Origin of the sequence: Apibacter sp. B2912 (genome assembly GCF_009827835.1) — a bacterium.
Classification (GTDB): Bacteria; Bacteroidota; Bacteroidia; order Flavobacteriales; family Weeksellaceae; genus Apibacter.
Genome location: NZ_WINV01000003.1, coordinates 280,786 through 307,246, shown reverse-complemented (window position 1 = coordinate 307,246; position 26,461 = coordinate 280,786). Strand labels below are relative to the sequence as shown.

The 26,461-nt window shown below is 31.2% G+C and carries 24 protein-coding genes; 20 read left to right on the top strand and 4 right to left on the bottom strand.

All coding sequences use genetic code 11. The features are described from left to right. Positions 1-29 precede the first annotated feature (29 nt). From gltX to ribB, 7 genes are all read left to right on the top strand, one after another. On the top strand, positions 30-1,538 hold the full coding sequence (gene gltX, locus GFV01_RS07380; protein ID WP_160565983.1) for a glutamate--tRNA ligase: 1,509 nt from the start codon (positions 30-32) through the stop codon (positions 1,536-1,538). Positions 1,539-1,550: 12 nt separating this feature from the next. Beyond that, the gene (gene rpiB, locus GFV01_RS07375; protein WP_105297159.1) at positions 1,551-1,982 is read left to right on the top strand and encodes a ribose 5-phosphate isomerase B; all 432 of its coding nucleotides are present in this window, start codon (positions 1,551-1,553) and stop codon (positions 1,980-1,982) included. A gap of 109 nt (positions 1,983-2,091) precedes the next feature. Continuing rightward, on the top strand, positions 2,092-2,823 hold the full coding sequence (locus tag GFV01_RS07370) for a Bax inhibitor-1/YccA family protein (RefSeq protein WP_105297158.1): 732 nt from the start codon (positions 2,092-2,094) through the stop codon (positions 2,821-2,823). Positions 2,824-2,972: 149 nt separating this feature from the next. Beyond that, entirely contained in the window at positions 2,973-5,453 is a 2,481-nt protein-coding gene (locus GFV01_RS07365; RefSeq protein ID WP_160565980.1) for a DNA translocase FtsK, read from the top strand. Between the two features lie 19 nt (positions 5,454-5,472). Beyond that, entirely contained in the window at positions 5,473-6,096 is a 624-nt protein-coding gene (locus GFV01_RS07360) for an outer membrane lipoprotein carrier protein LolA (protein WP_160557490.1), read from the top strand. A gap of 3 nt (positions 6,097-6,099) precedes the next feature. Then, on the top strand, positions 6,100-7,563 hold the full coding sequence (locus GFV01_RS07355; RefSeq protein WP_160565977.1) for an LptF/LptG family permease: 1,464 nt from the start codon (positions 6,100-6,102) through the stop codon (positions 7,561-7,563). 2 nt (positions 7,564-7,565) lie between these two features. Continuing rightward, complete coding sequence (gene ribB / locus GFV01_RS07350) at positions 7,566-8,690, top strand: 3,4-dihydroxy-2-butanone-4-phosphate synthase (RefSeq protein ID WP_160566077.1); 1,125 nt, start codon at positions 7,566-7,568, stop codon at positions 8,688-8,690. Between the two features lie 46 nt (positions 8,691-8,736). Here ribB and GFV01_RS07345 read toward each other — a convergent pair whose 3' ends face one another. Together GFV01_RS07345 and GFV01_RS07340 are read right to left on the bottom strand one after the other, a co-directional pair. Beyond that, a complete protein-coding gene (locus GFV01_RS07345) occupies positions 8,737-9,804 on the bottom strand; it encodes a helix-hairpin-helix domain-containing protein (RefSeq protein ID WP_160565975.1) in 1,068 nt (355 codons plus the stop codon). Between the two features lie 240 nt (positions 9,805-10,044). Next, positions 10,045-10,752, bottom strand: a complete 708-nt coding sequence (locus tag GFV01_RS07340) for a histidine phosphatase family protein (RefSeq protein ID WP_160565972.1) — start codon at positions 10,750-10,752, stop codon at positions 10,045-10,047. 432 nt (positions 10,753-11,184) lie between these two features. Between GFV01_RS07340 and GFV01_RS07335 the strand changes: the two genes are divergently transcribed. The 9 genes from GFV01_RS07335 to argH all read left to right on the top strand — a co-directional run bounded on the left by GFV01_RS07335 (position 11,185) and on the right by argH (position 20,500). Continuing rightward, positions 11,185-11,847 (top strand): GNAT family N-acetyltransferase, encoded by a 663-nt coding sequence (locus GFV01_RS07335; RefSeq protein WP_160565969.1) that lies wholly within the window; start codon positions 11,185-11,187, stop codon positions 11,845-11,847. A 13-nt stretch (positions 11,848-11,860) separates the two neighbouring features. Continuing rightward, complete coding sequence (gene argG / locus GFV01_RS07330) at positions 11,861-13,048, top strand: argininosuccinate synthase (protein WP_185150336.1); 1,188 nt, start codon at positions 11,861-11,863, stop codon at positions 13,046-13,048. Between the two features lie 65 nt (positions 13,049-13,113). Further along, a complete protein-coding gene (argC, locus tag GFV01_RS07325) occupies positions 13,114-14,094 on the top strand; it encodes an N-acetyl-gamma-glutamyl-phosphate reductase (protein WP_160565966.1) in 981 nt (326 codons plus the stop codon). A 190-nt stretch (positions 14,095-14,284) separates the two neighbouring features. Further along, complete coding sequence (proC, locus tag GFV01_RS07320; protein WP_160565963.1) at positions 14,285-15,079, top strand: pyrroline-5-carboxylate reductase; 795 nt, start codon at positions 14,285-14,287, stop codon at positions 15,077-15,079. A 63-nt stretch (positions 15,080-15,142) separates the two neighbouring features. Then, positions 15,143-16,267 (top strand): aspartate aminotransferase family protein, encoded by a 1,125-nt coding sequence (locus GFV01_RS07315; protein WP_160565960.1) that lies wholly within the window; start codon positions 15,143-15,145, stop codon positions 16,265-16,267. Positions 16,268-16,289: 22 nt separating this feature from the next. Beyond that, a complete protein-coding gene (locus GFV01_RS07310; RefSeq protein ID WP_160565957.1) occupies positions 16,290-17,240 on the top strand; it encodes an N-acetylornithine carbamoyltransferase in 951 nt (316 codons plus the stop codon). 74 nt (positions 17,241-17,314) lie between these two features. After that, entirely contained in the window at positions 17,315-18,097 is a 783-nt protein-coding gene (gene argB / locus GFV01_RS07305; RefSeq protein ID WP_160565955.1) for an acetylglutamate kinase, read from the top strand. A gap of 9 nt (positions 18,098-18,106) precedes the next feature. After that, positions 18,107-19,183, top strand: a complete 1,077-nt coding sequence (locus tag GFV01_RS07300; protein WP_160565952.1) for a M20 family metallo-hydrolase — start codon at positions 18,107-18,109, stop codon at positions 19,181-19,183. 30 nt (positions 19,184-19,213) lie between these two features. Further along, on the top strand, positions 19,214-20,500 hold the full coding sequence (gene argH, locus GFV01_RS07295) for an argininosuccinate lyase (protein WP_160565949.1): 1,287 nt from the start codon (positions 19,214-19,216) through the stop codon (positions 20,498-20,500). Here the strand turns inward: argH and GFV01_RS07290 are convergent. Further along, positions 20,497-21,483 carry a YeiH family protein gene (locus tag GFV01_RS07290; RefSeq protein WP_160566071.1) on the bottom strand — a complete coding sequence of 329 codons (987 nt, stop codon included), beginning with the start codon at positions 21,481-21,483 and terminating at the stop codon, positions 20,497-20,499. The two genes, argH and GFV01_RS07290, sit on opposite strands and share 4 nt — an antisense overlap. A 53-nt stretch (positions 21,484-21,536) precedes the next feature. Further along, on the bottom strand, positions 21,537-22,436 hold the full coding sequence (locus GFV01_RS07285) for a LysR family transcriptional regulator (RefSeq protein ID WP_160565946.1): 900 nt from the start codon (positions 22,434-22,436) through the stop codon (positions 21,537-21,539). A 216-nt stretch (positions 22,437-22,652) separates the two neighbouring features. Here GFV01_RS07285 and GFV01_RS07280 point away from each other — a divergent pair, with 216 nt between their 5' ends. The 4 genes from GFV01_RS07280 to GFV01_RS07265 all read left to right on the top strand — a co-directional run bounded on the left by GFV01_RS07280 (position 22,653) and on the right by GFV01_RS07265 (position 26,453). Further along, entirely contained in the window at positions 22,653-23,132 is a 480-nt protein-coding gene (locus GFV01_RS07280) for a BON domain-containing protein (RefSeq protein WP_160565943.1), read from the top strand. A 4-nt stretch (positions 23,133-23,136) separates the two neighbouring features. After that, positions 23,137-23,556 carry an SH3 domain-containing protein gene (locus GFV01_RS07275; RefSeq protein ID WP_105297141.1) on the top strand — a complete coding sequence of 140 codons (420 nt, stop codon included), beginning with the start codon at positions 23,137-23,139 and terminating at the stop codon, positions 23,554-23,556. A 341-nt stretch (positions 23,557-23,897) separates the two neighbouring features. Continuing rightward, on the top strand, positions 23,898-25,049 hold the full coding sequence (locus tag GFV01_RS07270; RefSeq protein WP_160565940.1) for an ATP-binding cassette domain-containing protein: 1,152 nt from the start codon (positions 23,898-23,900) through the stop codon (positions 25,047-25,049). Positions 25,050-25,070: 21 nt separating this feature from the next. Next, a complete protein-coding gene (locus tag GFV01_RS07265; protein WP_160565938.1) occupies positions 25,071-26,453 on the top strand; it encodes a hypothetical protein in 1,383 nt (460 codons plus the stop codon). Positions 26,454-26,461: the final 8 nt, after the last annotated feature.

Below are 26,461 nucleotides of genomic sequence, written 5' to 3'. Positions count from 1 at the left end.
TGTTACTTTTGCGTAGAAAAATATAGAAAATGTCAGAAATCAGAGTTCGATTTGCACCCAGTCCTACCGGATATTTACATATTGGAGGAGTAAGAACTGCTTTATATAATTATCTCTTCGCAAAAAAAAATAAGGGAAAATTTATCTTGCGCATTGAAGATACCGATCAAAACCGCTATGTTGAAGATGCCGAAAAATACATAAGTGAATCGCTGAAATGGTGTGGCTTAGAATTGGATGAAAGTCCGGAAAAAGGAGGACCCTATGCTCCATATAAACAATCTGAAAGAAAAGACATCTATAAAAAATACATCGAAGAAATACTTAAAACAGATTTCGCTTACCTGGCTTTTGACACGCCGGAAGAATTAGAAAAGTTACGAAAAGAATATGAGGAACAAGGCAAAGTATTTTCTTACAACCATGAAGTCAGAAATCAACTCAATAATAGCCTCTCTTTATCGCCTGATGAAGTCCAAAAAAAATTAAATGAGGGAGTTCCTTATGTGATCCGATTTAAAATACCAACACACAGAACTTTGGTTTTAAAAGATATTATTCGAGGCAACTTTTCCATAGATACATCTATTTTAGATGATAAAGTTTTAGTTAAGACTGACGGAATGCCTACCTATCATTTTGCCAATATTGTAGATGACCATACCATGAAAATTACCCATGTGATAAGAGGAGAGGAATGGCTTCCTTCCCTGGCCTTACATGTATTGCTCTATGAAGCATTGGGATGGAAATCACCGGAATTTGCCCATTTGCCTTTGATTTTAAAACCGGAAGGTAAGGGTAAATTGAGCAAACGAGATGGAGATAAATACGGATTTCCTGTATTTCCTCTTGCTTGGAAAAATGAAAAAGAAGGTACTTCTTCCATAGGATACAGAGAAGAAGGTTACCTGCCTGAAGCTTTTATAAATATGTTGGCATTACTAGGATGGTCACCTTCCGATGACAAGGAAATACTATCTCTAAACGAAATGATTCAAGAGTTTGAATTGGAGAAAGTCCATAAAGCAGGAGCTCGTTTCAATCCTGATAAAGCAAAATGGTTTAATCATGAATATATTATAAAATCCAAAGCCTCTGACTTACTCCCTGAATTTCAAAAAATTTTGAAAGAAAAAGGTATTAAGACAGATGATACTAAAGATATTCGAATCATCGAACTATTAAAAGAAAGAGTTAATTTTGTAAAAGAAATATGGGAAGTAGGTTCTTTTTTCTGGATTACGCCTTCAACTTATCAAGAAAAAAGTTATAAAAATGTTGTTAAAGACGATACAAAAGCAATACTTACTCAATTAATTTCTAATCTGGAGTCTGTTTCATTCACCGAAAAAGAATTACATGACAAGATTCATGAATTTGTGGAAAACTCAGGATTGGGATTTGGAAAAGTAATGCAACCCTTACGTTTAGCTCTAGTTGGTGATCTTAAAGGACCGGATATTCCGGTTATTATGGAAATAATAGGAAAAACAGAAAGCTTACAACGTTTAAAAAATTTAGAATCAAAAATTTAAAAATAATAGGTCATGAAAATCGCATTAGCTTCAGATCATGCAGGATTTGAATATAAAAATTATATATTTAAATATCTCACTGAAAAAGGAAATCAGGTACATGACTTTGGAACCTATTCGGGAGAAAGTGTAGACTATCCGGATTTTGTACATCCTTTAGCTATTGCAGTTGAGAAAAATGAATTTGATTTCGGCATACTTTTCTGCGGCAGTGGCGAAGGGGTATCCATAACCGCAAATAAACATTCCGGAATACGTTGTGCTCTATGTTGGCAAACAGATATTGCTCGTTTAGCCAGACAACATAATAATGCAAATGTGCTTTCCATTCCTGCGCGTTTTATTGCCAAAGAATTAGCTCAGGATATAATTGATACTTTTTTATCCACTCAATTTGAAGGGGGAAGACATCAAATGCGTGTAGATAAGATATCCAAATGGTAAAGCGAATTTTATAAATATGACAAAATTTCATAAATAATTTTTGGAATAGATATTGACTTTTTATGTAATACAAAATATTGTATATTTGAAATAATAAATAATTAAGCAAATGGATTATAAAGATTACGGAAACACACTTGAACCATCGTTTCAAAAAAATGCCATAGCTAAACAGCAAGCTACATTTATATCTAAAGTATATATGTGGATGAGCTTGGCTTTATTTATAAGTGGTTTTACTGCTTATTTTACAGCTAATTCTCCTGGATTATTAAGCTTAATGTTTGGTACTACCGGCCCTACTTTCTTATATTATGCTTTAATTTTAGGCGAATTAGGATTAGTATTTGCTTTAAGCGGAGCAATCCATAAAATGACTTTAGGATTAGCATCGGCAGTCTTTTTGTTTTATTCTTTTTTAAACGGAATGACTTTGGCTATGATTTTCTTGGCTTATACCTTTTCATCTATAGCTACCACATTTTTTATTACTGCCGGTACATTTGCTATAATGAGTTTATATGGTTATTTTACCAAAACAGATCTTACAAAATTTGGAAGAATTCTATCCATGGCTTTACTAGGTGTACTATTAGCCATAGTTGTCAATATTTTCTTAAATAACTCCATGTTGGATTTAATTATTTCAGTGGTTGGAGTTTTAATATTTGTGGGATTAATTGCTTATGATACTCAAACTCTGAAAAATATAGGATCACAAATAAACTCTGAAGATGGAGAAAGTTATTCTAAAATAGCGATTCAAGGTGCCTTGTCTCTCTATTTAGATTTTATTAACCTTTTCTTATTTTTACTTAGATTTCTTGGTTCAAGAAGATAAATTTACTTTTTGAAAACGTTAAAATATTTTATAGGTGAATAAAGTTTTTATTCACCTATTTATATATAATAAAATACCATTATTAAAACAAAATATAAATCTAATAGAAACTATAAAATTTGTAATTTTAAATTTATTTATAAATAAATATGGAGAACAATCCACAAGATAATAAAAATAATAAAAAAAAGCCCTTATTAAAAACAATCCTTGGTTTAGTTTTATTTAGCTTTTCCATCATCTTATTTATTTCATTCCTCTCATTTTACTTTAATTGGAAAGAAGATCAAAGCCAATTAACTTCTTATCTAAATAAAAATATTACAGCGCAAAATATAATCGGTAAAACGGGCGCTTACTTAGGGGAAATATTTATTTTTGACGGTGTAGGAATTATTGCATTTTTTATTCCGTTCTTCTTATTTATTTTATCTTTTAAAGTATTATTTAATAAAGAAATTCTAAAAATTTGGAAACTCCTCTCTCATGGAATTTTCTTTATTATTTGGACCCCTATATTTCTAGCTATGATTTTCGGATCTAAATGGTTGCTTTCCGGTTTGATAGGCTATGAAGTATATGATTATTTAAAATCATTATTGGGCAGTGTGGGTACAGGTATTATATTGTTACTGACCTTGTCAATATATTTTATCCTTGAATTTAATTTGAGCGTGGATCATGTAAAATCTAAATTGCATTCAACACCTTCTTTCAAACCGTCTAAAAAAGAAAAAGAAAAGGATGTTTTAAAAGAACCTTTTGAAGAAGACCAAATTTATGAGAAAATAAAAGATCCTAAAACCGTTCAATCTGAGACTGTTATCGCAAAAGTTCCAACAAAAAATGAAATTCAAGAAGAAAATTTAACAGGTATACAACAAGCCGAATCACTAATAGAAGAGGAAAGTAATCCTATAAATTTATCCAATACCAATATATCGGTAGAAGAATCTTCCCATCCTGACACAACCACTCATTCTACAGAATTAGAAATTGATATTCCTACTACAGAAGAAACGGTTGAAGATGATATTTCGCTGACTATAGAAGAAACTAAAAAAGAAGAAATTTTATCTGAAAATGAGCCTAATAAAAATATTTATGACCAATTCGGACCTTATGATCCTAAATTAGATTTACCTAAATATAAATACCCTACTCTTGACCTTTTAACCAATTATAATACGAATAATAATATTACGATAAACAGTGAAGAGTTAGAAGAAAATAAAAATAAAATTGTAACAACACTTGCAAATTATGGCATTGGAATTTCAAGTATCAAAGCAACGGTCGGCCCAACAGTAACTTTATATGAAATTATTCCTGAAGCAGGTATCCGTATTTCCAAAATTAAAAATTTGGAAGATGATATAGCCCTTAGTCTCGCAGCTTTAGGAATTCGTATTATTGCTCCGATACCCGGAAAAGGAACTATTGGTATTGAAGTACCCAATAGCACCGCAACGATGGTTTCCATGCGTTCGGTGATCGCTTCTCAAAAATTTCAAAAAATCGATATGGAACTACCTATTGTTTTTGGAAAAACCATATCTAATGAAACTTTCGTTACAGATTTAGCTAAAATGCCTCACATGCTCATGGCCGGGGCTACAGGACAGGGAAAATCGGTGGGATTAAACGCCATTATAACTTCTCTGTTATACAAAAAACATCCTAGTGAATTAAAATTCGTTTTTGTAGACCCTAAAAAGGTGGAACTTACCTTATACAACAAAATTGAACGTCATTTTCTTGCAAAATTACCGGATACGGATGAAGCCATTATTACCGATACGACTAAAGTGATTAATACTTTGAATTCACTTTGTGTGGAAATGGATAATCGTTACAAGCTTCTCCAATCAGCTTATGTAAGAACTATCAAAGAATATAACCAAAAATTTAAGGAACGTAAATTAAATCCTGAAAAAGGTCATCGATTCTTACCGTATATTGTTTTGGTTATTGATGAATTTGCTGATTTAATTATGACCGCCGGAAAAGAAGTAGAGCTCCCTATCGCCAGATTAGCTCAGTTGGCCAGAGCCATAGGAATTCATCTTATTATAGCTACACAAAGGCCTTCCGTAAATGTTATTACCGGAATGATTAAAGCCAACTTCCCCGCTCGTGTTGCATTCCGCGTAACTTCAAAAATAGATTCAAGAACAATTTTAGATGGAAATGGTGCCGATCAATTAATCGGGAAAGGAGATATGTTGTTTACCACCGGTAATGAGTTGATACGTATGCAATGTGCCTTTGTTGATACACCCGAGGTTGATAAAATAACAGAATATATTGGTTCTCAACAAGGATATCCGGATGCTTATTTATTGCCGGAATTTTATGAAGAAAATTCAAGTGTAAGTTCAAACGATGCGGTTGAAGCAAAAAGAGATGAGCTTTTTAATGATGCTGCTCGAGTAATTGTAACCGCTCAACAAGGATCCACCTCTTTGATTCAACGTAAATTATCATTGGGTTATAATAGAGCCGGAAGAATTATGGACCAACTTGAAGCGTTCGGCATTGTTGGGGCTTTCGAAGGAAGTAAGGCACGTAAAGTTTTGGTTTCTGACCTGGTTAGTTTGGAACAATTATTGGAAAATTTAAACCCCTAAAAAAACATTACCTAATCATATGAAAAAGATATTTGCATTCTTATTTATTTGTTCTTCATTTTTAATATGGGCTCAAAAAATTGATCCGGAAGCAAAAAGACTTTTAGATACAGCTAGTGCGAAACTCAGCCAAAATTCAACATTTTACGTAAAATTCAATTATTTATATTCTATACCCGGACATAAAAGTATATCTGAAATTGGACAGGTTTATGCCGCTAAAGAAAAGTATCATTTAATTCTGCCCAGTATTACCCAAATTTATGACGGAAATAAGATTTACTCTATTTCCAAGGAAGATAAAGAAATCACTTCTTCTGACAAAGAAGACGGTGAAAGCCTATCTCCTACCAATATTTTAAGTCTTTATAAAAGCGGTTTTAATATTACTTTTGAAGGAAATACAACTATTAATAATGTTAAATGTTCCGTTATTAAATTGGTTCCTATTGATACCAAAAAATCAAAATCTATACTTCTTGCTCTTTCTAATAATAAGATATTAAGAGTATCTGAAAATTATAATGACGGAAGTTCTTTAATTTTAATGATTATTGATTTTAAAGAAAATTTAATTGTAAATAAATCTTTACTTACATTTGATAAAAATAACTATAAAGATTACACACTAACAGAGTTATAAAAGATGATTAAAAAGTTAGACTGGTATATTATCCGCACTTTTTTTGGTCCTTTTTTATTTATATTTAGCGTTTTAATGTTCATATTTGTAGTTCAGTTTGCCTTTAACCAAATGGATAAATTTTTAGGTAAAGGACTGAACTTATGGGACATATCTAAATTATTGTATTATCTGGGCTTGGATGTGATTCGTCTCGTTTTACCTTTAACTATCTTGTTGTCATCAATTATGACATTTGGTGGTTTCGGAGAGCGTTATGAACTAGCTGCAATGAAATCAGCTGGAATTTCATTAGCCCGAATAATGTATCCTCTTTTTAGTCTTGTAGTCTTACTGGCCATCTGGTTATTTTATTTCTGTAACACCACACTTCCCGAAAACCAACGAAGAGCGCGAAATATGCTCATCAATATTGCACAAACAAGACCTGCGCTGAATTTTGAAGAAGGACGATTTATTAAGGAAATGAATCCTTTAAGCATTAAAATTGGCAGGAAAAGTGGTAAAAATGATAGTGAATGGGATCAAGTATTTATTCATAAAAATGCATCCCCTTTTGAAGATCAACAAACCATTATAGCAGATAAAGGAAATATAATTTCCAAAGATAACCATTACTTAAAAATTGAACTATATAACGGGTATATATATCAAGATAACATTAAAGGTAAAAATCTAAATGAACTAAAAAAGCAACCGGGTAATTCTATTAAGTTTGACACCTTAACTCAATATTACGATATTTCGGATATAATTAAAAAATCACTAGACAAACAATCCGAAGGGGATAATTTTAGATATAAATCAGTATCGGAATTAAGCACTTATATAGATTCCATCAAGACTTCCAATACTGTGTACTTTAAAGGGCTTGGAGAAAATGGCATGAAACTTTTATTAGGAGAAACAAATTCGTTGGATTCCCTAGATTATAGTCATTATAATGAAGATTTTCCGTTTGAATGGTCCAACTTAGATGAAAACACTAAATATAATTTAGTTAAAGCCGCCATAAATCAGGTTACTCTGTCTAAGTATGAATTAGGTTCAAAAGCCACCGAAATGAAAGCGGTAGAAAAATTTATAGCTAAAATGATTTTATGGCAGCAAAAAAATATTATTTCATATTCTGTTACCTGTATTGTATTTTTCTTGATAGGAGCTCCGCTAGGATCAATCATTAGAAAAGGGGGAGTCGGTTTGCCTGTAGTTGTTGCCATAATAATATTTATCATTTTTTATATTTTAGGTCTTTATATGGAAAATTTGGCAAAAAATCAGGTAATCAACGCCTATTGGGCTTCTTGGATTCCTAATGCAATATTTCTACCTGTTGGAATTTTTCTAACTATAAAATCCATGAGAGATTCTGAACTATTTGACGTGGATAATTATTTAAAACCTTTTAAAAGATTTATTAGTAAATTTATCAAACAAAAAAAATTAGAACACAGTAGATACCAATGATTATTACAGACTTAAAAATGAATACCATATCAGAAGCTCTTGAAGAATTAAGACAGGGAAAGGTAATTATAGTTGTTGATGATGAAGATCGTGAAAACGAGGGTGATTTTGTTGCTGCAGCTTCAACTATGACACCTGAAACTATAAATTTTATGACTAAGTACGGAAGGGGTTTGATTTGCACGCCTTTAACTCAAAAAAGAGCTGAAGAACTGGACTTGGAATACATGGTCGGAAAAAATACTGATCCTAAGCAAACGGCTTTCACTGTTTCAGTAGATTTACTTGGACATGGGATTACCACAGGTATTTCCGCTTCTGATCGATCCAAAACCGTTAAGGCTCTTGTCGATGAAAATATCAAGCCAAGTGATTTTGCACGTCCGGGTCATATTTTTCCTTTAGTTGCAAAAAAAGGAGGAGTACTTAAAAGAGACGGACATACTGAAGCTACAGTCGATTTATTACAATTAGCGGGACTTCCTTCTACCGGAGTTTTAGTTGAAATCATGAATGAGGATGGAACAATGGCTCGTTTGCCTCAATTAATGGAAGTTGCTAAGAAATTTGATTTAAAAATTATAACTATTAAAGACTTAATTTCATATCGACTTAAAAATGATTCTTTGATCGAAAAAATCGACGATGAAGTAATTAAAACCCATTATGGAGAATTACGATTTGTAACGTATAAAGATAAAACCAACGATCAAATTCATTTTGCCTTAGTGAAGGGAGAAATTAATGAAGATGAAATCATACCTGTAAAAGTTTGTGCTAATAATATATATTTGGATCTTTTCAAAACCCTTGCTCAAGGAGAAGAAACCATTGTAAATAAAGCTATTAATTTTATTAATGAAAATGGCAAAGGAGTAATTATTTTTATAAACAATCCTTCCAATACAGAAGTAATTGAAAATCATCTGAGCGAACTCAAAAAATATATATCGGGAGAAATAGCTGATTTTGGCATACAATCAGACGAAAGAGATTTAGGAATCGGTGCACAAATAATTAAAAATTTAGGAATTAAAAATATCAATGTCTTAACAACCAATCCTAACAAAAATTTCCCTTTAAGTAGTGGATATGGAATTAAGATTGTAAATGAAATTAAAATTTAAATTTCATTCTCATAAATTATAAATAAAGAAGCTAATAGTAGCTTCTTTATTTAACCAAGTATTGAATTATAAAATGATATTTTGGATCTGATTCGGTAATGACACGTAAAGGATCTTTCTTCTTATTTCTTGCTTCTATAATTTTATTTTTATACTTCCTTAAATAAATATGTTTGTGTAAATCTTCTTCTGAGGCTGTTTGTAAATTTATTTTAAGAACTTGGGATGGATTTAAGACGAAAGAATCAAAAATTCTTGAGACCATTTCAGAAGTTATATCATAAACATCTTTAATTTGTTCCATCGACACAAAACCACCTAATCCTTTTCTAAAACTCAATATTCTTTTAGTTATGATTTCATTTTCAATTACGGAATTTATATCGTTAAAAGATGCTGTATTAATATCCTTTTTTTCATTGGAAATTTGAAGTACTTTTATATTTGATGTATTTTCAATATTTTGAGAAGGAAGCTTAATGTACGATTCCAATTCATGATATTTTACAGTTGATATAATATAACATTTTTTTAAATCCTCTTTGGATTTGAATTTTCCACCGATAGAATTTTTATATCTTATAATACTTTCCGCTTGTTTTTCTGAAAAACCTATACGCATCCAATCGTTTACATTATATGTATTCGGGTCAAATGTTAATAACCGATACTTCTTTACTTTACTAGAATTAGTAGTTGGTTCATTCAAGCCGTTCTCCGGTAATAACAAAAAAGGAGATATTTTAGCATACATTTCCTCGGAGATTACATAGCAAGATTTAAGCTGTTCTTTAGAAGTAAATTTACCTCCAAGCATAGCCTTATAGTTAATAATTACCTGTGCTTGTTTTTTAGAGAAACCTAAACTCTGCCATTCTTCTGTATTATAATCAGTTGGATTAAAAGGTTCTATAAATTTATCTTTTTTATCCTTTACCTTAAAATTCTGTTCATTAATTTCTTCAACAAATTGAAAAGGAGTAGCATTATTATTCTCAAATATCGAAGAAATTAAAGCATTCCTATGAATTAATAATTCTAAAATACATATAATTATGAGCAACAAAAGAACACCTATACGTTGCTCTTTTATCATTTTAAGGCGTAAATTCATAAAAGTTAATATAAATATATAATTACAAGAGCTTAATTTTTAAAATGTTACCATTTATTATGGTAACGTAAAAAAATTATATTTTTATATTAAAAAAATGAAATACTATTTCTTTTAAATCGCTGTAAAATAATAACCTAAGATTCAAAATAGCTTAGAGGAAGTTAGCAATCCCTTTAAAATTGCGAACTCAATGGATACTTTACAAAACTATTATGTGAAAATTTAATTCAAAAATATTTAGCTATTTTTTCCTTTTTCTGCATAGCTCATATCATTAACCGATTCGATGATATATTTTCCATCTTCAAATACAACTTTACATACTGAAGCATTTTCCAAATCCTTAACAAATAACCTTTTACCTCCCAGATTATGAAGCATTAGAGTTATACTTAATCCGTGAGATACGATCAGAACGTTTTTATTTTCCTTATTCTTACTTTCGATCTGTACCATATCCGATAAAGCTTTATGCGTTCTTTTTTCAACTGTATTAAAATCTTCTGCCATTTTCATAGGATCTAAAATACTTATGGTATTTACCGCTTCTTTATAAGTAATTTCTTTATTCTTGTCAAAGATATCATTGAATAAATCCTGAGCATTAGTGTAATGAAGATATAAAGCAACATCCTTAAACATTTCGGTAGCTAAGGCAGTTTCATACGCTCCAAAACAGATTTCTCTTAATTCAGGTTTTTCTGTAACCGGAAGTTCTTTTTGATCTGAATTTTTTAAAATTATATTGATAGTCTCTCTGGTTCTCCTTAAATCACTGCAAAAAGCTGAAGAAAATTTAACATCTTTCAATCCTTTACCCAAATTTTCTGCCACCTCAATCCCTTCTTTTGTTAACGGTGTATCACTCCAACCTTGAACTTTGTTTAATGTATTTAAAATTGTCTTACCATGACGTACTATGTAAAATGTAATCTTAGATCCCATATAAAAAATATTAGCATTTTAAATACAAAATTAGAAAATTTTGTTTGTTATAAGTATAGAATAATCATTATAGTTCACTAGTATTTCATACTGTTGATTTAATTAAACTTAAAATTAAAAAACAAAATATATCTGAAAAATAATTATTTTTAATCGTATAATTTTTAAAAAATTTTATTCGTATAAAAAAATAATTATTATTTTTGTTATGTTAATTTAGATTTTAAAAGTTAAAAATCTTAGTTATGTTATTACGCAATTTAACATTGCCGGTTAATAAAATTACCCTTTTATCTTACCCTATCTACTTCAGTAGGCAGGTTAGGCTTTGATTTTCAATTTTTCCAAAGCCGACACTTCCGTTTTTTATACAGTAATTTATCTACTACTGTTTTTTCAATTTATCCATTTACTATATTATTTATAAATAAGATGAATATTAATATTGTTGTTGCAACAGAAGAACATTATCAATACGCTGAAGAAATATGCGAAACTATTTACCAATCGGCTATTGTAAGGGGTACAGGTATTGCTAAAAGAACACCTGAATACATCCAAAAAAAAATGGATCAAAGACAAGCTATTTTAGCTCTTGATAATACAAAATTTGCAGGTTTTTGTTATATAGAAAAATGGCAGAACGGAGAATTTGTCGTCCATTCAGGATTAATTGTTCATCCTGACTACAGAGGAATAGGTTTAGCCAAAAAAATTAAACATTTTATTTTTGATTATACCCGCAAAAAATTTCCTGAAGCTAAAATTTTCGGTATAACTACCGGTTTGGCTGTAATGAAAATTAATTCGGAATTAGGATATAAGCCGGTACCCTTTTCTGAACTGACAGAAGATCCTGACTTTTGGAATGGCTGTAAAACGTGTACGAATTTTAATATTCTACAAAGTAAACAAAATAAAATGTGCTTATGTACCGGAATGTTATTCGATCCTAAAGATCAAAAAAAAGATAAGAATATATCCCATAAAAATAGTTTCGATAAAAAGGTCATTACTCATCTCAATAAAATAAAAGAAGTATTTCACTTAAAATCTAAAAAGGATTGTAATAATTCCCAAATTAAAACCATCTAAAAAAATCTTGATTATGAAAAAAGCAGTTTTAGCATATAGTGGAGGACTAGATACTTCCTATTCTTTGGTTAAACTAACTAAAGAACATGATATGGAAGTTCATACAGTTATAGTAAACAGCGGAGGATTTTCTGAAGAAGAATTAAAACAAATTGAAAAACGAGCATATGAGTTGGGTTCCAATCATCATATAACCATTGATATTACTGAAAAATTTTATAAAAATTGTTTACGCTTTCTCATTTATGGAAACATTTTAAAAAACAATACCTATCCCTTATCAGTTAGTGCAGAAAGAATATTTCAGTCACTGGCTATAGCGGAATATGCAAAAAAAATAAATGCGGAATATATAGTTCATGGAAGCACGGGAGCCGGTAATGATCAAATTCGATTTGATGTAGCCTTTGAAGTCATTTCCCCTAAATCAAAAATAATTACACCGATTCGTGATGAAAATATTTCTCGTCAAGAAGAAGTTGACTACTTACAAAAAAACGGAATAAACATGAATTGGGAAAAAGCAAAATATTCCATCAATAAAGGAATATGGGGAACTTCTGTAGGAGGTGTTGAAACACTTTCCTCTGATCTCCCTTTACCGGACGAGGCCTACCCTACTCCCCTCTCTGAAACCACTCCTTCCATAATTGAACTTGAATTTTCTAAAGGAGAACCTATCGGATTAAATGGAGAAAAAATGAATCCGGTGCCATTAATTCAACAACTGAATGAAATAGGAGGAAAATATGCCATTGGGCGAGATATACATGTGGGAGATACCATTTTAGGAATTAAAGGAAGAGTAGGTTTTGAAGCTCCTGCTCCTATGTTACTGATTAAAGCGCATCATCTGCTGGAAAAACATACCCTATCCCGTTGGCAACTCTTACATAAAGATTCATTGGCCAATTGGTATGGTACTTTATTGCATGAAGCTCAGTATTTAGACCCTGTAATGCGTGACATTGAAGCATTTCTTACGTCCTCTCAAAAACGGGTTAGCGGAACCGTAAAGATTCAGTTGTATCCCTATTATTTCCGTATGATCGGTATAAAATCTCCTTATGATATGATGCAATCTAAAGTTGCTACTTACGGTGAAGAAAATGAAGCTTGGGACTGTAGAGATGCCCGAGGATTCATTAAAATTTTTGGAAATCAATTAAAAATTCATCATAGTTTCAATGATTTAGAATAATTTACGAACTTTATCTTGAATTAAAGTAAATAAAAATTGAAAGTATAGTTTAGTTTAAAAAACCAATGAACAAAATAAAAGCTAGTATTGTGGGAGGGGCAGGATATACTGCGGGAGAATTATTGCGAATCCTCATTAATCATCCAAAAATAGAACTCACATCCGTTTACAGCACTTCCAATGCAGGAAATCCTGTCACAACGGTTCATGAAGACCTTATAGGTGAAACCGATTTAATTTTTTCTGATCGCATTGATCAAGAGGCAGATGTTGTTTTTTTATGTTTGGGACATGGTAAATCCAGGGATTTTTTGACAAAAAATGTGTATTCTAAAAACACAAAAATTATAGATTTAAGTAATGATTTCAGGGTTAAACCTCATCATGTATTTCAAGACAGAAAATATATTTACGGTCTTCCCGAATTACAAAAAGAAGAAATAAAAAAGGCAAAAAATATTGCTAATCCCGGATGTTTCGCCACCGCCATACAATTAGCTTTACTTCCCTTAGCAAAGAAAAGTTTATTGTCCCAAGATATTCATATCCACGCAGTAACCGGCTCTACCGGTGCAGGGCAATCACTTTCAGCAACTGCTCATTTCAGTTGGAGAAATAATAATGTTTCCTTTTACAAAGAATTTAGTCATCAGCATGAGGCAGAAATTTCACAAAGTATTCATCTTTTAGGATCCAACCGACATCAACTCTATTTTTTACCTATGCGGGGAAATTTTACTCGAGGGATTCTTGCCGGCATATATTTAAAATGTGAAATTACAAAGGAGGATGCTTTTTCTTTATATCGTGAATACTATCAGGATCATCCGTTTACCTTTGTTTCGAACACTCCTTTATCTGTAAAGCAAGTAGTCAACACAAATAAATGTATGTTAGAAATACAAAAACATAAAGATACCCTTTTAATTACTTCGGTGATTGATAATTTAAGTAAAGGTGCTTCGGGTCAAGCCGTACAAAACATGAACCTTATTTTCGGATTTGAGGAATCGGAAGGTTTACATTTAAAACCGGTGGCATTTTGATAAAATTAGAGTTATGAATTCACTATTTTTCTCTTAATATGATTAACTAGAAAAACTAAAAATACAATATCAGTTTCCTTAGTTTATTTAGAAAGTTCTTATGGTTCTTTTAGAGATGTTAACTAAAAAAAGGATAAATTACTGATTTTAATGAATAATAAAAATTATATAATTAGTACAAAATTATAATATGAAAATAGCAATTATTGGAGCCGGAAATTTAGGTCTGGCAATCGCAAAAGGAATTATTAACAGCAATTTTGCTGAATCATTATATATTACTAAGCGAAATATTAAAACCTTACATGAACTGGAAAATAAACAAAATATAGTTCTTACATCAGATAATAACGAGGCAATTAAAAATTCAGAGATTATACTGTTTGCGGTTCAGCCTAATGTCTTAACCAATGTTTTACAAGAATGCCGGCATTTATTTACGGAACATCATACTTTACTATCAGTAGTTGCCGGATTTGATTTAAGTAAACTAGAAGAAATCATAGGCAGTCATTTTCCAATTATTAAGGCCATGCCTAATACTGCTATATCGGTGAATAAATCCATGACCTGTCTTTGTTCCAATAAAAAAGGAAAGGATCGGATCAATATCGCGTTGGAAATCTTTAATCAATTGGGACATGCTGTAGAAATCCCTGAAGAGCAAATGCAAGCGGCAACAATTATTTGTTCCAGCGGTATAGCTTTTTGGCTGAGAATCATTCGTGCACATATGTTGGGAGCTATAGAAATGGGACTGGAGGCGCAAGAAGCCCTATCCATGATTACTCAAACTTGTATGGGAGCGGCACAATTAATTGAGTCTAAAAAAAGTCATCCCGAGCAAGAAATTGATAAGGTCACAACTCCGGGCGGATGCACCATAGCCGGAATTAATGAAATGGATCATCAAGGAGTTAACTCAGCCATTATTAAAGGGCTATTAGCTTCCTATACCAAAATCAACCAATTGACTAAGAAATAAATGGTAAAGTATCACATGAATACCACAAAGAAACAATAATAAAAATTTATAAAGGATACTAATATGAGTCTATTCAATGTATATCCTATCTACTCTGTAACCCCTGTTAAAGCATCAGGTTGTACCGTATGGGATGAAAAAGGAGATGCTTACCTTGACTTTTATGGTGGGCATGGGGTTATTTCCATCGGTCATTCGCATCCGACATATATCAAACATGTAACTGAACAAATCAATTCCATCGGATTTTATTCCAATTCAATTATCAATCCTGTTCAGGAAAAACTGGGTAATTTATTACCTCAAATTTGCGGATATCCCGACTATTCGTTATTCCTCTGCAATTCAGGAGCAGAAGCTAATGAAAATGCTTTAAAATTAGCCTCCTTTCATACTGGAAAATCAAAAATTTTAGCCTTTAAAAACAGCTTCCACGGGCGTACTTCCGCAGCAGTTGCCGTGACCGATAATCCAAAAATTATTGCTCCTATCAACGCTCAACAGGAAGTGGTATTTTGCGAATTAAACGACATTGAAAGTGTTAAAAAAGAGATTGCTAAAGGGGAGGTATCTTCCGTAATTATCGAAGCTATTCAAGGAGTGGGTGGATTGGATGAAGGAAGTACTGAATTTTTTCGGGAATTGGAAAAGGTTTGTAAAAATAATAAGGTAGTTCTAATTCTGGATGAAATTCAATGTGGATATGGACGATCCGGTAAATTTTTTGCCCATCAACATCACGGAATCAAAGCAGATATTATATCGGTAGCGAAAGGGATGGGAAACGGATTTCCTATCGGAGGGATCTTAATTTCTCCTGAATTTACTTCTTCTTTTGGATTATTAGGAACTACTTTTGGCGGAAACCATCTCGCTTGTGCCGCAGCATTAGCGGTTTTAGAAGTAATGGAGGATGAAGATATTTTAAACAATGTTCAAAAACAATATGAATATTTCATTAAAAAATTTTCTTCTCTATCGCAAATTAAGAAAATTAAGGGTAAAGGATTAATGCTGGGATTAGAATTTGATTTCGAAGTCGCATATCTCCGTAAAAAATTAATCTATGAAAAAAAGATTTTTACGGGTAATTCCAATAATAAAAATCTACTGCGTGTGCTTCCGCCGTTATCTATTTCCAAAAAAGAAATTGATATGCTTTATGACAGTTTACAGTCTTGTCTTTAACAACCTTATAAAATAAGAAATAATGAAAAAGTATACTTCTGTCGATGATATTACAGACCTAACCGAGATGTTAAACTTGGCTAAGAAGATTAAAGCTGCTCCTTTAGCCAACCAAATTTTGGGAAAAAATAAAACTTTAGGGCTTTTATTTTTTAATCCGAGCTTAAGAACGCGATTAAGCACGCAAAAAGCAGCTCGCAATCTGGGTATGGATTGTATGGTTATGAATTTAAACACAGAAGGCTGGACATTAGAATTTGAAGATGGAACGGTAATGGATGGTTCTGCTTCCGAACATATAAAAGAAGCCGCTAAAGTTATATCAGTTTATTGTGATATAATAGCCATTCGAAGCTTTCCCACTTTAAAAGATAAGGAAAAAGACGAAGCGGAAACAGTCATTTCTTCTTTCGTTAAATACGCCACCGTTCCGATCATCAGTTTAGAAGGGGCTACAGAACATCCTCTACAAGCTTTGGCTGATGCGTTGACCATTGAAGAATACAAAAAAACGGAACGTCCTAAAGTGGTATTGAGTTGGGCTCCACACCCAAAAGCCCTTCCTCAATCTGTTTCCAATTCATTCGTGAAAATGATGAAAAAAATGGAGGTGGATTTTATTATTACTCATCCGGAAGGATACGAGTTGAACCCTGAAATTACCAAAGGTGTTCCCATTGAATATAATCAAGAAAAAGCATTTATAAATGCTGATTTTATATATGCTAAAAATTGGAGTAATTACAACGATTATGGTAAAATATTAAATGAGGACCCTCATTGGACCATTGGAAAAAGACAAATGGAATTGACAAATCACGCTAAATTCATGCATTGTTTACCGGTACGAAGAAATATGATTGTAACTGATGACATATTGGACAGCGATGCCTCGATAGTTATACCTGAAGCAAATAATCGAACGTATTCTGCTCAAACCATTCTTACTCGAATTCTGGAAGGGCTCACATAAATATTAATTATTTGATTTTTTGGTAAAAAACAGGTAATTAACTATTTACTAACAAACAACCCAATAAATTGAATATGGAAAAGAAAAAATTAACCGTTATAAAAATAGGAGGAAATGTAATTGATAATCAAAAAGTCCTTACTCAATTTTTACAAGATTTTTCTAAATTGGAAACCCCGAAAATTTTAGTCCACGGAGGGGGAAAAGCAGCTACAAGATTAGCGGGTAAATTGGGAGTTGAATCGATCATGATTGAAGGACGAAGAGTAACTAACGAAGAAATGCTGGATGTAGCAATAATGACGTATGCAGGACTTTGCAATAAAAAAATTGTAGCTCAACTCCAAGGTTTACAAACCTCTGCTATCGGGCTAACCGGTGCCGATGGAAATTCTATGGTATCGAAAAGGAGAGAAAATAGCACCTATGATTATGGATATGTAGGGGATATCATTGAAATTAACTCCGAATGGATTAAATGTTTACTCGATACCGATACGATTCCTGTATTCTGTGCAATTACCCACGATAAAAAAGGACAGTTGCTTAATACGAATGCTGATTCCATTGCACAATTTCTGGCTGTGGGCCTATCCGCTTTTTATGAAACCACTTTATTGTATTGTTTTGAAAAAAAGGGTGTTTTACTAGATATTGAAGACGAAGATAGTATTATTAAAACGATAAATTACAGTTCCTATCAACAGTTAAAAAAGGATAATATTATTCACTCGGGTATGATCCCAAAACTTGATAATTGTTTTGAAGCGCTGAAACAGGGAGTTACAAATATTATTATTTCTAACCCTGAAATAATTAACAACTTTAATCATTCTCATACTTGTATTACCTTATAATTAAGTCTTATGAAAACCATTGAACAACTAACATATGAGGCAATTGACTTGTTAAAAAAATTAATTGCAACACCCTCTTTTTCCGGAGAAGAACATCATACCGCTTTATTGATTGAAGCTTGGTTCAGACATCATTCAATTCCTTATGAAAGAGAGAATAATAATATATGGGCATATAATAAATATGTAGATAAAAACAAACCTTATTTACTGCTGAATTCTCATCAAGACACTGTTTTTCCTAACAAAGACTATACTCATAATCCTTTTGATGCCATTGAAAAAGAAGGTAAAATATTCGGTTTAGGTTCTAATGATGCCGGAGGATGTTTGGTGTCTCTTTTAGCCACATTTACTTATTTTTATTTACATAAGAATATGAAATATAATTTAATTATGGTGGCTTCCGCTGAAGAAGAAAACAGTGGAAAAAAAGGTCTAAACAGTGTGTTGGCTCACTTGCCACCATTAGAATGTGCTATTATAGGTGAACCTACTCAAATGCAACTTGCCATTGCTGAAAAAGGCTTGCTTGTTTTAGACGTTCTCGTAAAAGGAACTGCCAGTCATGCAGCTCATAATAATCCTGATAATTCCATTTATAATGCTTTTGAGGTAATTGAATGGTTTAAAAATTTCTCATTTGAAAAAATATCAGAAGTTTTAGGACCTATGAAAATGACAGTTTCTCAAATTGAAGCAGGTAAACAACACAATCTTGTACCTGAAGAATGTCGCTTGGTGGTAGATATCCGTGTGAATGATTGTTATACAAACGAAGAGATACTATCAATAGTAAAGAAAAATTTATCATCTGAAAGGGTGATAATTACTCCCCGATCATTGAAACTTAAATCTTCTTCCATTCCCAAAACTCATCCGTTGGTTATATCCGGAATTGCTCTTGGGAGAGAAACTTATGGGTCTCCTACTCTTTCAGATCAAGCCGTCTTACAATGTCCTTCTTTAAAAATGGGGCCGGGAAATTCTTTACGATCTCACACTGCCGATGAATATATTTTTAGGGAGGAAATTGTAGAAGCAATTCCTCTGTATATAGAATTATTAAATCAAACGATCTTATAAAAGATAATTGAAACTATTAAATTTTAAAAAATGAAGCTTTGGGAAAAAGGTATACCGACTGATCAGAGAATTGATTTATTTACCGTAGGTAATGATCGGGAATTAGATATTGTTTTAGCTAAATATGACGTGTTAGGTTCATTAGCTCAAACTAAGATGTTGTATCAAGTAGGGCTTATTACGGAAAATGAAAAAAAAGATTTACTTCAAGCATTAAATGAAATTCTCACAGATATAGAAAATCATACGTTTAAAATTGAAGAAAATTTTGAAGATGTTCATTCTAAAATAGAATTTTTACTAACTGAAAAAGTGGGCGATGCCGGTAAAAAGATTCATACGGCTCGTTCCCGCAATGATCAGGTTTTAGTTGATATGAACTTATATCTGAAAGATGAATTAAAAGTGATTAAAGATCAAAGTCGTAAACTTTTTGATCTTCTACTGATTCTTGCAGAAAAAAATAAAAACATTTTATTGCCCGGATATACGCATTTTCAAATAGCTATGCCCTCTTCCTTCGGAATGTGGTTTTCTGCATATGCTGAAAGTTTGATTGATGATGTAATTTTACTTAATGCAGCTTTAAAAATAGTCGATCAAAACCCTTTAGGATCAGCAGCGGGATATGGTAGTTCTTTTCCTATAGATCGAACGTTTACTACTCTGGAATTGGATTTTAAAACATTAAAATTTAATTCCGTTGCCGCACAAATGAGTCGAGGTAAATCGGAAAAAAGCACGGCATATGCTCTTAGCAGCTTGGCCGGTACTTTATCCAAGTTAGCAATGGATGTAACTTTATATTTAAGTCAAAATTTTAACTTTCTTTCACTTCCCACCCATTTGACAACGGGTTCCAGCATTATGCCTCATAAAAAAAATCCCGATGTTTTTGAATTGATACGAGGAAAATGCAATAAAATACAAGCTTTGCCTTATGAGTTGACTTTGATAACCAATAATCTTCCTAGTGGATATCATAGAGATTTACAGTTATTAAAAGAAGGAATTATTCCGGGAATACAAAATTGTAAGGCATGTTTAGAAATGGCTCATTATTCTCTTCAAGATATACAAGTTAATAAAAATATCCTCGAAGATCCTAAATACGATTATTTATTTACCGTAGACGCTCTTAATGAATTGGTAGCTGAGGGAATCCCGTTTCGTGACGCTTATAAAATAATCGGTCAAAAGGTGGAACAAGGAACGTTTCAATCCCCTAAAAAAACTACTCATACGCATGAAGGAAGCATAAACAATTTGTGTTTAAAGGAAATTAAAAAGAAAATGGATGATTATTGGATGGATTAATACATCCTAAATACGAGTAAAATCAAAGTTAAAAAAGATACGCTTGTCCATAAGATAACGCCCAAAAGTAAAGGCTTTATACCAATTTTTTTTAAGGTTTGTAAACTTAATCCTGCTCCTATTAAAAATAAGGTTACGGTTAGTCCTCGTTTAGCTGCCATAACCAACCCATGGTCAATAATCTTAAATACAGGAAAGTATTGGGGTAAATAGGTATTACTTATCATGGCCGCAATAAATAAAAATATAAAGTAAGGTAGTTTTATTTTCTTATGTATATTTTCCTTATTTTCTTTAAAAGTCAATATAATCAGAAAAGATAAGGGAATGATCCATAAGGCTCTTTCCAGCTTAACCATCGTCGCAATTTCTAAGGCTCTTGAACCATAGTGCTGTGCAGCGCCAACTACAGAACTTGTATCATGTATAGCCAATGCAGACCAATATCCGAATTGTTCTTGTGAAAGATGTATTAGATGTCCTATTGCCGGAAATATAAATAAAGCAATGGAATTTAAAATAAAAATAGTCGCTAAAGACAGGCTGGTTTTTTCTTCATCTGCATGGATAAGCGGGGCAATGGCAGCTATAGCACTACCTCCACATATAGCAGTTCCTGATGATATCAACAAGGCTATTTTCCTATCAATTTTAAAAAATTTTCCTATCAATATTCCCAAGAATAAGGTAAGAAAAATTGATCCAACCGTTAATAATAATCCTTCTTTACCAACTTGAATTGCTGTATTTAAATTCATCCCAAATCCCAATCCTATAACAGAAAGTTGAAGAAGATAGCGCGTTATTTTTTTAGTATAGGCGGGATAAGGATTACCAAAACTAAAGGAAAATAACATTCCCATTAATAACGCTAGAGGGGTGTCTATAGATACAACCAGGCAAAGTAAACCTAAAAGAATAAAAATTATTTTTTTTACCCGATCATTGGCGACTAATTTTTTCTTGGTTGTTGCTTGATTCATAAGACAAATATCCTTTAATGAATACAAATCTGCCAATGAAAAAATGTTATTCCTTATAACGATGGGTTATAATGTGAAGTAGCAAATTTTATAAAAACATCTGAATTTCCTTCGGGAACTCCTTGCTTATAAACAAAATAAAACCAGCGTTTTATATCTATTCCTTCTATATCAATTACTTGAAATTCTCCTTTTTTTATATCTTTAGCTACTGCTGCTATGGATATAAAACCTATACTGTTGGTATGGGTAAGGTAGGTCTTGATGCCTTCTGTACTTCCTAAATGCATAGCAATGTTCAGGTCTTTAAGCTGTATATTGACAGCTTGAAAAGCATCTCGTATAATATCCAAACTTCCTGAACCTAATTCTCTCAAAACTAGGGGTACTTTTTGTAATTCATCTAAAGTCAAAATTTCTATTTTTGAAATTTCCTGTGAGGTGTGTGCAATGGCAACAATTTCATCTTTTAAAAATGGAAGGTATTTAAGTTGCTTATTTTTGGGTTTGCCTTCAACCATTCCTAACTCAATTTTTTTTTCAATCAGATATTTTTCAATTTCTTCTGTATTTGCGGTTATAAGAGACATTTTAATTTTCGGATATTTGGAATGAAATTGAGACATCAAGGCCGGAAGTAAATATTGTCCTAAAGTAGTACTTGCTCCTAGTTGAAAAGTTCCTGAAAAATTTTCTTTCAGTAAATCAAAATCATATTGTATTTGTTTATAAATATTCATGATTTTTTCTGAATGGATCAATAATATTTTACCGGCATTGGTAAGCTCTATTTTATTTCCTTTTCGAAGAAATAGGGTTAAATCATATTCGGATTCCAACTCCTTTATATTTTTAGTCACAGCAGGTTGTGAAATATATAATTCCTCGGCAGCTTTGGTAAAACTTAAATTTTTAGCTACAGCATAAAATATTTTCAATCGGAAATCAGACATTATAATTTTTATTATTTCTTGCTAAGTAAATTACTATAAATATTTTATTAAATCATACAATTATTGACTTATAAAAAAAATTGAACCTATTCAAATTAACTTTTATCCTTAGATCCTGTTTTTTAACACAATAGTAAATCTATATATATGGAATAATTTTTGTTTTGGATGGGTATTAAACAATGTTAATTTTAAATAGACCTAAAAAACCAAATTATGAAACAATTAAAAAAAATTTTATGGGCTTTTGCATTAATGGGTACGCTGAGCTTTTCTTTGACATCATGTAAAAATGAGCCTAAAGATTCAGATTTAGTTACCAAAGCAAAATCCGTTATTCCTGAAGGAGTTACTATTGATGTTAAAAAAGGGGTGGCTACACTTACCGGAGAGTATAACGATAATGACGCTAAACAATCAACTGAATATGCTGTTAAAGCAATACCGGGTATAAAATCTGTTGAAGATAATGCAACGGTTAAATCAGAATCAGGTGATATAGTGGTTTCTGTGGATTCCGTATTAAAATCTAAAGTAAATGATATTTTAAAAGGATATACCGGTGTTACAGCGGATATAAATGATGGTGTGGTAACTCTTAACGGTGAATTAAATAGAAGCGAATTGCCTCGACTTATGCAAGCAATTAACACGCTCCAACCTAAAAAAATTGAACAAAAATTATTACTAAAATAGAAGTATGGCTTTACAAGATAAATACGCAGATTTAATAAATAAGGCGAAAAGTCTGGGAACAACAAATCTTTCTGTTAAAGAACAAAATAATGTTCTTTATATTGATGGAGAGGTTCCGAATGGAGAGTCTAAAGATCAGTTGTGGGCTGCTTATAATAAAATTGATCCTGATTTCAGATCCGCTGATTTAATTTTAAATATTAATGTATCACCCAATGCACCTTCTTCTAAATATAAAGTAACCACTCAAAGTTCTAATTTAAATATTAGAAAAGGACCGGGTACGGATCAACCTATTTTAGGAAAAGCCGCACATCAATCTACGGTAACTTTTCTGAGCAAATATAACGATGATTGGTATTTAATACGATCTGAAGATGGAACCGAAGGATATTGTAATACTGAATATTTAACGGCTATATAAAATTATTATACTTAAATATTTTTTGAGAGGGCTTGAATTAATTTTCTTGCCCTTTTTTTATCCAATTAAATATGCCGGAATTATATTTATATCTTTTTAAGATTGCTTTACCTGTTAATACTATGACTTTTAAAAAACATTTAAATATTCTGTTTGTTGGTGCATCTATTAAAATTAAGATTGAATTATAGATTCTTAGGATTGATTTTTGCTAGTATTTTATCTAAAATTTTTATTTAGACGGTTTTTATTTATTTTGTGCTTAATTATATTTTAAATTTACAATTATCTAAAAATTTTTATCAATAGAGAACTAGTATTATTTTAATACCAATATTTAAATGAATTTATTCGAAAAGCAATTCCAAGATATTGTACAATTTTTACAGTTTGATGATTACTCTTTAGTTTTAAAAAGAATTATTGATTTAACGCTAGATACGGAAGAGGTTTCTTTTTATAAGAAAACGAGTGATTTACTTCAATGGGTTGATTATAATGAATCCAATGAAAAAGGAAAAAAGGAAAAATATTCTGTTATCTTAAATGAACTTTATCAATTTCTTTCTAAAAAAGAAATTAATGAACCGAAAAGACTTCTTGAAGCCGAAAAAGTTAAAAAATCATACAGTAAATCTGCTTTTTCTTTAGGCCCTATAAGCTTAAAAATTTCCGAAGGAGAAATTATTGGTTTAGTGGGAGAAAATGGAAATGGTAAAACTTCTTTGCTTAGACTTTTATGTGGAGAATTGGAAGCGACTGAGGGAAGTATATCTTATACGCTGGATTTTAAAGATCAGTATGAGTTAAGAACTAAGTTAATTTATATCCCTCAAAGGCCGAATATATGGTACGGTTCTATATTAGATAATCTTCAATTTACTGCATCTTCTTATAATATTAAGGGAGAAGAAAACGAATTAATGGTTGATTTGATTACCTCCAGAATGGGATTGCGAAATTATCGGAAAATGAATTGGGCTAATCTTTCTTCGGGATATAAAATGAGGTTTGAATTAGCCCGAATGTTACTTAGAAAACCTAAACTTTTACTGATTGATGAGCCTTTAGCTAATTTAGATATTCTTTCTCAACAAACGGTGTTGGAAGATTTTAAAGCAATAGCAAAATCTCCATTCAGACCTTTGGGTATCGTTGTCAGCTCCCAACAATTGTATGAAGTGGAAAAAAATTCCGATCAAGTGCTATTCTTAAAACATGGGGAACAAAAAAATATAAAAAGTAAGAGTTCTGATAAAAAAGAATTGCCTGAATTGATTATTGAGTTTGAATCGGAATGGCCTCAGGAAAAACTTTATGCTTCTTTATCTAAAATCTCTTTACTAAAATTACAATATAATGGAGGTTCTTATATTGCGCATTTTCCTGATACTACGTCGGTGAATAATTTTTTAACTCTTTGTATTGAGGATCAGATGCCTATTAAGTATTTTAGAAATATATCTGATTCAACTCGTAGATTTTTTATTTAATTCTTTTAAAAATCCGTGATCATGTTTACAAAAACACAAAAACGTTTGCTAGAAAATTACCCTATTTTATGGAACACAAAATTTGTTCCGATGGGTATAACAGTTCTATTTATTAATATTTTTTTCTTTATTGCGGGTTATTTTTCCGGAGCTATTAATTTTTATGAAACGGATTATGATTTAAATAGTACCACTGTCATCTATCTTATTTCAATTTTAGCTAGTTTATTAATTCTCATTATATGGCTATTATTTTATATAAAGAACAACGGCTTTAAATCCTTTTACCCTAAAAAATCCAATGCTTTATATTTGGAATGGTTGCTAACTTTTATCTTACTCGCAGGCAATCTATCATATCCTTTCAGTTACTCCCAGGGTATCAAATATAAAGTGAGAACTTATGCTTCAAAACAGGAAATTTATGAAGCTAAAAAAATAGTGGATCAAATTCAAATATTAATACCTGATTCGTATAATTATTATCAATTCAGTCCTATCGAGAATACTATTGATTCTTTAGAAAAAGATCCTGATTCAACTTCCATGCATTTATCTCTTCTGAATTTTTATCCATATAATAAGGAAATTGAAATAGTTAAAGATTGGTTAATTAACGAACAAAAAGATAGCATACGAAATTTAATTCGGGAATATTTATATCTTCAAAAAAAACATAATCTTTCTACCAATCTTACTGTAGATAGCTGGATGAAATTAGTTTATAATCCTCCCAAATATATTGTGACTCAATCAAATTATATTAGCAATTCGAAAATTCAAAATGATGATAACATAAAAAATTACGTAGAATTTAAAAAACTCGATTTTGCTTATCAAAAAATGTATGATGCATATAATAATGGGAATTTTTACAATGAATTTATTTTAATCATTTTATATATTGCTTTAAGTTTATCTATTGCAATAGTATCCTTTCGTACAACAAGTGGAAAAGCCTGGCTAATCGCATTTATAACATTTGGATTACTTATTTTTATTAACGGAATTATTTCTGTTATATTCCTTCTATTTCCCTTTAACGTTGAGGAGTCTAATATCATTTATTTAATAGATATTTATTGGACATTTATATTTTTATATATGTGCATATACGTCATATTTAAACTTTATAAAAAAAGCGCAAAGAATAAATCAACTATACTGATAAATTTGATTTTATGGATATTACCCTATATGCCTATACTTTATTATACAACTTTTATGACGTCAATAAGTGAATCCGTATATAGTAAATATTTGAACCATTATATTAGTACTATATACCTTTACTTTTATAATCATTCAACCGCCTTTTTCTGGATTAATCTTATATTTGTAATTATCATTTTATTCTTTATAGCTAAAATAATAAAAAACTGGAAAGCTTTGCCTGAAGAATAGATGAAATT